Annotated in this window: 1 protein-coding gene; it reads left to right on the top strand. The window is 32.9% G+C overall.

Translation table 11 applies throughout. The annotated features are described in order from the left end of the window. Positions 1 to 232 precede the first annotated feature (232 nt). The coding region (locus ACFIJP_RS09495; RefSeq protein ID WP_375627175.1) for a DnaB-like helicase N-terminal domain-containing protein at positions 233 to 665 on the top strand (433 nt) is incomplete at its 3' end.

Raw genomic sequence — 665 nt, 5'->3', positions numbered from 1 at the left:
GCGGGGGGCTGCTTTATAGCAAAAAAGCCGCGTCCTTTAAGACACGGCTTTTATTATCAAAACAGCTAGCGATCTAAATAAACGATTAAAAGAAATAACCGAAATATAAAAGAACATCTCTTTATTGCACAAAACGTATCAAAATGCAAGCTGTTAAGTAAAATAAAAATGGGATTCACACTGTAGATTCAGTGATTTATAATTATCATTTATCAAATCAATTTAAATCATAATGAATAAAATGAGCGCTGTTAAATTACCTTCTTTTCAAACAGAAGAACAATCTTCTTTTCGTCAATTTCCCCATAATATTGAAGCAGAACAAGCTTTGCTGGGTGCTATCATTATCAATAATAATGCTCTTGATAGCGTTTCTGATTTTTTAAAAGCAGAGCACTTTTTTGAACCGTTGCATCAAAAGCTTTTTGATATCATTTCACAAATTATTCAAAATGGAAAAGTTGCAGATCCCATTACTATTAAGCCCTTTGTTGAAAATGATGAGAAAATTGGTGACATCACTGTATATAATTACGTGGTGCGTTTAGCTACAGAGGCAGTCACAATCATTAATACTAAAGATTATGGGAGCGTCATTTATGATCTGTTTATCCGACGCTCTTTAATTAACCTTGGCACTCAAGTTGTGAATAGAGCTTATGATG

This window comes from Bartonella sp. MU37NMGALS (assembly GCF_042194015.1).
GTDB classification, from domain to species: domain Bacteria; phylum Pseudomonadota; class Alphaproteobacteria; order Rhizobiales; family Rhizobiaceae; genus Bartonella; species Bartonella grahamii.
The sequence above is the reverse complement of the archived record's forward strand: the minus strand, read 5'-3'. Positions and strand labels throughout refer to the sequence as shown.